This is a genomic window from Arthrobacter sp. H41 (assembly GCF_000520535.1).
In the GTDB taxonomy this organism is placed as follows: domain Bacteria; phylum Actinomycetota; class Actinomycetes; order Actinomycetales; family Micrococcaceae; genus Arthrobacter_D.
The window spans coordinates 18,769-25,489 of sequence record NZ_KI914777.1 but is presented as its reverse complement, the minus strand read 5'-3'; the positions used below and the strand labels follow the sequence as shown (position 1 = coordinate 25,489).

Annotated in this window: 7 protein-coding genes; 6 read left to right on the top strand and 1 reads right to left on the bottom strand. The window is 69.9% G+C overall.

Annotated elements, in window-relative coordinates; all coding sequences use genetic code 11:
• The 5 genes from Y705_RS17560 to hemL form a co-directional block, all read left to right on the top strand.
• Positions 1–1,022 (top strand): ferrochelatase (locus Y705_RS17560; RefSeq protein WP_049822303.1); only part of this gene is annotated, 1,022 nt, incomplete at its 5' end.
• Positions 1,022–1,969, top strand: a complete 948-nt coding sequence (hemC, locus tag Y705_RS0105005; RefSeq protein WP_026532053.1) for a hydroxymethylbilane synthase — start codon at positions 1,022–1,024, stop codon at positions 1,967–1,969. The genes Y705_RS17560 and hemC, both read left to right, overlap by 1 nt.
• Positions 1,970–1,982: 13 nt before the next feature.
• The gene (locus tag Y705_RS17555; RefSeq protein ID WP_049822302.1) at positions 1,983–2,873 is read left to right on the top strand and encodes a uroporphyrinogen-III synthase; all 891 of its coding nucleotides are present in this window, start codon (positions 1,983–1,985) and stop codon (positions 2,871–2,873) included.
• Positions 2,870–3,856: a porphobilinogen synthase gene (gene hemB / locus Y705_RS0104995; protein WP_026532052.1), complete on the top strand. Its 987-nt coding sequence runs from the start codon at positions 2,870–2,872 to the stop codon at positions 3,854–3,856. The genes Y705_RS17555 and hemB overlap by 4 nt, the downstream gene beginning before the upstream one ends.
• A gap of 7 nt (positions 3,857–3,863) precedes the next feature.
• Positions 3,864–5,186, top strand: a complete 1,323-nt coding sequence (gene hemL, locus Y705_RS0104990) for a glutamate-1-semialdehyde 2,1-aminomutase (RefSeq protein WP_026532051.1) — start codon at positions 3,864–3,866, stop codon at positions 5,184–5,186.
• Between the two features lie 67 nt (positions 5,187–5,253).
• On the opposite strand, the gene Y705_RS17550 is transcribed toward hemL, so the two are convergent.
• Positions 5,254–6,006, bottom strand: a complete 753-nt coding sequence (locus Y705_RS17550) for a 3'-5' exonuclease (protein ID WP_049822301.1) — start codon at positions 6,004–6,006, stop codon at positions 5,254–5,256.
• 63 nt (positions 6,007–6,069) lie between these two features.
• Between Y705_RS17550 and Y705_RS17545 the strand changes: the two genes are divergently transcribed.
• Complete coding sequence (locus Y705_RS17545) at positions 6,070–6,606, top strand: MGMT family protein (protein ID WP_081737800.1); 537 nt, start codon at positions 6,070–6,072, stop codon at positions 6,604–6,606.
• Positions 6,607–6,721 lie beyond the last annotated feature (115 nt).

Here is a 6,721-nt window from a genome sequence, read left to right as displayed (position 1 = left end):
CCCACCACTACCGTGCCTTCGGCGGCGTCAGCCCCATCAACGGCCAGAACCGCGCGCTCCGTGCAGCTCTCGAGGCCGAGCTCCGGCGCCGCGACGTCGACCTCCCGGTGTACTGGGGCAACCGGAACTGGGCACCGTTCATCGCCGACACGCTGCAGGAGGCCTACGACGCCGGACACCGGCGCATCCTTGCCGTGACCACCAGCGCGTACTCGAGCTACTCGAGCTGCCGGCAGTACCGCGAGGACCTCGGGATGGCCCTGGTCAGGACCGGGCTCGAAGGCAAGCTCGAGGTCGACAAGGTGCGGCAGTACTTCGACCACCCCGGGTTCGTGGAGCCCTTCGTCGACGGGGTCACCGACGGGCTCGCCGCCGTACGGGCCGGCCTGAAGGAGCGCGGGGAGGACGGCGCCCCGGTGCACATCATGTTCGCCACCCATTCCATTCCCATCGGTGACGCCGAGGCCTCCGGCCCCCGCAACGCCGAGGGCGGGCCGGCCCACGAACAGGGGGCCTACGTCGCACAGCACCTCGCCACCGCACAGGCCGTGCTGGACCGCGTGCCGGAGGCCGCGGGCGTCGAGTGGTCGCTGGTCTACCAGTCCCGCTCGGGTGCGCCGCACATCCCCTGGCTCGAGCCCGATATCAGCGATGCCCTGAGGGAGCGAGCCGGTACAGGAATCCGGGGAGTGGTGATCGTCCCGCTCGGCTTCGTGAGCGACCACATGGAAGTCGTCTGGGACCTCGACACGGAGGCCCTCGAGACCTGCGCCGAGCTGGACGTCGTCGCGAGCCGCGTACCCACCCCGGCCACCCACGGGAAATTCGTGGCGGGGTTGGTGGACCTCATCTCCGAGCGCACCATCGAGAACAACATCGCAGAGCGGCCGTCCGCCACCGACCTCGGTCCCTGGTACGACGTCTGCCGGTCCAACTGCTGCGCCAACCGGCGGGGCGAGAAACCCACCATCGCGGCGGTGGACGCCACCGTGGGGACGTCGCTCCCGAATCCCGGGTCCTGATGTCGCAGGCGATCCGCGTCGGCACCCGGGGCAGCGCCCTCGCCCTCACCCAGACCACCACCGTCGCCGAGAGCATCGCCGAGCTCGCAGGGCGGCCATACGATCTGGTGCGCGTCCGGACCGAGGGAGACATCCTGAAGGGATCGCTGTCACAAATCGGTGGCACCGGAGTCTTCGTGGCCGCCCTGCGCGATGCGCTGCTGGACACCCGATGCGACCTTGCGGTGCACTCCCTCAAGGACCTCCCGACGCTCCCGGCGCCCGGCCTGACCGTCGCTTCGGTGCCGGCCCGGGCCGACGTCCGAGACGCGCTGTGTGCCCGGGACGGGCTCACCCTCGCGACACTGCCCGACGGCGCGACCGTTGGCACCGGATCGCCGCGCCGCGCGGCGCAACTGCGGTCTGCCCGTCCTGGCCTGAACGTCGTGGATATCCGCGGCAACGTGGATACGCGGCTCGGCCGGGTCGCCGGACTCGTGGACGGGGCGCCGGGCGACCTCGACGCCGTCGTCCTCGCCGCGGCAGGGCTGCTCCGGCTCGGACGCCAGGCCGCAATCACCGAGTACATCGATCCCGCGGTCATGCTGCCCGCGCCCGGGCAGGGCGCCCTCGCGGTGGAATGCCGGATCGACGACGCCGACACCTCCCTCCGCGAAGCCCTCGACTCCTACGACCACGCGGAGACGCGGCTGGCCGTGACAGCGGAACGCGCCGTCCTGCTCCAGCTCGAGGCCGGCTGCGCAGCCCCCATCGGAGCGCACGCTTCCGTGGTGGGGGGGAGCCTGACCCTCGAGGCGGTGGTCTGCAGCCTCGACGGTCGGACGATGATCCGCAGGACGCGGTCCACCGGTGCCGCCGACAATGTCGGCGCTGCCGAACTGGGCATGGCGCTCGCCGAGGAACTCCTCACCGCGGGAGCTGCTGGGATAGCTCCCCTGAAGAGCTGACGGACGCGCTCTCATGAAGGCTGTTCCCCTTCCGCTGGCAGGCGTGTGCGTCGTGCTCCTGCGCAGCCCCGAACGGTCCGCCGCCATGGCCCGCGAGGTGCGGCTGTTCGGTGGACAGCCCGTCGTGATGCCCCTCATCGACTTCGAGCAGGTGCCCGGATCCAGGGAGCTGGAGGAAGCGCTGGCCCGCCTGGCCGAGGGCCGCTACCAGTGGGTCGTGTTCACGAGCGTCACCGCAGTGGCTTCGCTCCAGCTGCACGCCGGCGCAGCCGGCGAGGAGCTGACGGGAATGCTCCGCGCCGGACCGCGCATCGCAGCGGCGGGCAGCGTCACCGGGGAGTATCTGGCGAGTGCCGGTGTGGTGGCCCACCTGGTTCCGGAAGGCAGCCAGTCCGCGCGGGGCCTCCTCGATGAGATGCCCGCCGGGCCGGGAGCGGTTCTCCTGCCGCAGGCGGACATCGCCGACCCCGCCCTTGCCGAGGGTCTCACCGCCGCGGGATGGGCCGTCGACCGCGTGACGGTGTACCGCACTGTCGACTATCCGGCAGCTGCCGCGCACCGCCTCGTGGTTCCGGTGCCCGCCGGCGACGGCGGGATTCCCGTGCCGATCGATTCCCGGCAATTCCGCCGGCTCACCGCCGGGAAAGCCCCGGTGGTGGCGGTCCTCACTTCCCCGAGCAGCGCGCTCCGGTTCCATGCCATGCTGGAGAAGGAGGCACCGCTGGGCGTCGGCGCCGCGCCGTTGGTCATCGCGATCGGACCCAGCACCGCAACCGCCGCGGCAGGCGCGGGCCTTCGCGTCGACGCCGTCGCGTCCCGGCCCACCCCTGAGGGAATCGCGGAGGCCGCCGTCCGCGCAGTCACCGGCGGATCCACAGCACCGAGAAATGGAGTGTTCCAATGAGTTTCCCCCAGCACCGGCCCCGCCGCCTGAGGTCCACACCCGCCCTCCGGCGGCTGACGGCCGAATACCGCGTGAGCCCTTCGGAACTGGTCCTGCCCGCCTTCATCCGGGAGGGGCTGACCGAGCCCTCGCCCATTCACTCGATGCCTGGAGTGGTCCAGCACAGTACCGAGTCACTCAAGAGGGCTGCGGCCGAAGCCGCGGAGCGGGGCGTCGGCGGGATCATGCTGTTCGGGATTCCCCTGTCCAGGGATGCGACGGGCAGCGCCGGCATCGATCCCGACGGGGTGCTGAACCGGGCCATCGCCGATGTGCGCTCCGAAGTGGGGGACGCGCTCGTCGTGATGAGCGATGTGTGCCTCGATGAGTTCACCGATCACGGCCACTGCGGAGTGCTTGCCGAGGACGGCAGCGTCGACAACGACACCACGCTGGCGCTCTACGCGCAGATGGCCGTCGAGCAGGCGAAAGCGGGGGCCCACGTGCTGGGCCCGTCGGGCATGATGGACGGGCAGGTCGCCGTGATCCGGCAGGCGCTCGACGACGCCGGCCACCAGGACACCGTAGTGCTCGCCTACGCCGCGAAGTATGCCTCGGCTTTCTACGGACCGTTCCGGGAGGCCGTCGATTCGCAGCTGAAGGGGGACCGCCGCACGTACCAGATGGACGCGGCGAATCGCCGTGAGGCGCTGCTCGAGGTGGAACTCGACATCGAGGAGGGCGCCGACCTCGTCATGGTGAAGCCGGCCATGAGCTATCTCGATATCCTCGCCGACGTCGCGGCGATGTCCCCCGTCCCGGTGGCTGCGTACCAGGTCTCGGGGGAGTACGCGATGATCGAGGCCGCGGCGGCGAACGGCTGGATCGACCGTCGCCGGGCGATCGAGGAATCGGTCCTCAGCATCAAGCGGGCCGGTGCGCAGATGATCCTGACCTACTGGGCCTCGGAGCTTGCGCTCTGGCTCGACGACAACTCCAACTGAGGACACCATGGCCACTTCCGAAGACCTGTACGAGCGCGCACGTTCCCTGATGCCCGGCGGGGTGAATTCGCCCGTCCGGGCCTTCGGCTCGGTCGGCGGCACCCCCAGATTCCTCGTCGATGCCCAGGGCGCGTATGTGACCGATGCCGACGGCACGACCTATGTCGACCTCGTGGGATCGTGGGGGCCGGCGCTGCTGGGCCACTCGCATCCGGACGTTCTCGCGGCGGTGCACCGTGCCGTCGACCATGGGCTGACGTTCGGAGCGTCGACGCCGGCGGAAGCCGACCTCGCCGAGATCGTCAAGGAGCGGGTTCCCGCCGTGGACCTCCTGAGGATGGTGTCGACCGGCACCGAGGCCACCATGACCGCGGTCCGGCTGGCCCGCGGCTTCACCAACCGCAACCTGATCATCAAATTCGCGGGCTGCTACCACGGTCACGTGGACAGCCTCCTGGCAGCCGCCGGCTCGGGCGTCGCGACGCTGGCACTTCCCGGATCCGCAGGAGTGACCGAGGCGACGACGGCGGAGACCCTCGTGCTGCCGTACAACGACGTCGAAGCGGTCCAGCAGGCCTTCGCGGAGCACGGCCCGCGCATCGCGGCAGTCATCACCGAGGCAGCGCCGGCCAACATGGGTGTGGTTACGCCGCAGGAGGGCTTCAACGCCTTCCTGTCCCGCGTGACGGCCGATCATGGTGCGCTCTTCATCGTGGACGAGGTCATGACGGGGTTCCGGACGGCTCCGGGAGGCTACTGGGGCCTGACCGGAGGGGCTCCGGACGCAGCGGATCCGTGGACTCCCGACCTCCTCACGTTCGGGAAGGTGATCGGCGGCGGTATTCCCGCTGCGGCACTGGGCGGCCGCGCGGATGTGATGAACTACCTTGCCCCGATCGGGCCCGTCTACCAGGCCGGCACCCTCTCCGGCAACCCGCTCGCGATGGCGGCCGGCGTGGCGACGCTCACCGCCGCCACCGACGACGTGTACCGCCACGTGGACGCCCGCTCCCTTGAGCTTTCCACTGCTCTTTCCGACGAGCTCGGGCGCGCAGGGGTGGACCACTCCATCCAGCGCGCCGGCAGCCTCTTCAGCGTAGCGTTCGGTACCTCCGCCAAGGGCGTGCACAATTACGCGGATGCGCAAGGGCAGGAAGCGTTCCGCTACGGGCCCTTCTTCCATTCGATGCTGGATTCAGGCGTCTACCTCCCGCCGTCGGTCTTCGAGGCCTGGTTCCTTTCCGCGGCCCATGACGACGCCGCCATGGAGAAGATCTTCGCGGCACTTCCTGCCGCGGCGGCCGCTGCTGCCGGGGCCCAGCCGGTCTGACGCCCTCGCCCCTGCGGCGTTGGTCGAGCCCGGTGGGCACGTGCGGCAACGCACGTGCCCACCGGATTCAGGCTTCGAGGAGTGCCGGCGCTGCGGCGACGGGTACCGACTGCACTTCCGCCTCCTTCGGTGATCCGGCCGGAAGAACGGGCCAGGCGCATTCGATCACGGCGGCCGGATCGGTACGCCTCAGGTATTCCTGGAAACTTGAGGCCTGTCGTTCGGCCCAGACGAGCTGGGCACTGTGAAGCTCCTCGGCAGGACGGGCCAGCAGCGGGAAGCGGTGCGCAAGAACCGCACCCACGCGGAGTGTGGCAAGGACGTCCGCCGCCGAGGTGTGCGCGTGCTCGAAGTCGATCCCGTAGTGGGCGCACATCGCGGTGAGGGTCCGCTTACCCCTGCGGTACCGATCGGCCTGCTTGTCCATGATGAACGGGTCCAGGACCGGGCGCGGGGTCGGTATGGAGACGCCGTGCCGTTGGCCCTCGCGCTCCAGAACGGTGAAATCGTACCGGGCGTTGAAGGCGAGCACTGGAACTCCGGCGTCGAACAGGCGGGCCAGCACAGCAGCCACTTCCATCACCACCTTCGCCGCGGGCTGTCCATAGGTGCGGGCGTGTTCGGTGGACACTCCGTGGATGGCCGCGGCCTCCTCGGGAATGGGAATTCCCGGGTCTGCCAACCACTCGTGGTGCTCCAGCGGCGAGCCGTCGCTGTCCACCAGGAGAATCGACGCCGTGACGATGCGGGCGTTCCGGGGGTCCCGTCCCGTGGTCTCGAGATCGAAGGCTGCCCGTGGTAGTTCCTGCCAGCTGGTCATGCGCCAAGGCTAGCGCGGTGCACCGACATTTCCGGGCAGGCCGCCGCGGTTAGGCTGGAGATCATGAGTAGGGAAACCGCCGGTACTTCTTCCTGCGATGATGCCGAGCAGCGGAACTTCGGCTGTCGCCGGAACTGCCGGCGCCTCGACTACAGCGAAGCCGTCCTTGAGGTGGCGCGGTTGGTACCTGCCGGCCGTGTCGTGACCTACGGAGATGTCGCGGAGCTCCTCGAAGCAGGCGGGCCGCGCCAGGTCGGGGCAGCAATGAGCCGCGGCGGCGACGACATCCCCTGGTGGCGCGTCCTGCGGGCGGGCGGGCTCCCTCCGCGCGGGCTCGCGGAACGGGCACTGGAACACTACCTGCAGGAGAGGACGCCGCTCCGGAACGCGGTCCGGCCTCCGCCCCGGTACGCACCCCGGAACCCGGAACAGCCGGGCGGGACGTTCATCGTGGACCTGGAAATCGCCCGATGGGTACCGGGAGAACGCGAGTTCGAGGCGGTGGAGGGTGTACGTGCGTGTCTTCGGCCGGCCACGATGCCGGACTCCTCGGTGATCGGAACGGAAATGTCAGTGCGAAGTGATGGGCTTGAATCATGACCACGACCCTTGACGGTGCTGAAATCTCCGACGGTGCTGACACGCTGGGCCCGCTGCGGGCCGATCGGGGCACCCGCGGACCGGCCGGAGCGGCTGGCGCTCCCGCAACGGCTGA

What these genes read in the sequence shown, in the direction of transcription:
- hemC (WP_026532053.1), top strand. Translation starts at nt 1,022, where the DNA reads ATGTCGCAGGCGATCCGCGTCGGCACCCGGGGCAGCGCCCTCGCCCTC.
- Y705_RS17555 (WP_049822302.1), top strand. Translation starts at nt 1,983, where the DNA reads ATGAAGGCTGTTCCCCTTCCGCTGGCAGGCGTGTGCGTCGTGCTCCTG.
- hemB (WP_026532052.1), top strand. Translation starts at nt 2,870, where the DNA reads ATGAGTTTCCCCCAGCACCGGCCCCGCCGCCTGAGGTCCACACCCGCC.
- hemL (WP_026532051.1), top strand. Translation starts at nt 3,864, where the DNA reads ATGGCCACTTCCGAAGACCTGTACGAGCGCGCACGTTCCCTGATGCCC.
- Y705_RS17550 (WP_049822301.1), bottom strand. Translation starts at nt 6,006, where the DNA reads ATGACCAGCTGGCAGGAACTACCACGGGCAGCCTTCGATCTCGAGACC.
- Y705_RS17545 (WP_081737800.1), top strand. Translation starts at nt 6,070, where the DNA reads ATGAGTAGGGAAACCGCCGGTACTTCTTCCTGCGATGATGCCGAGCAG.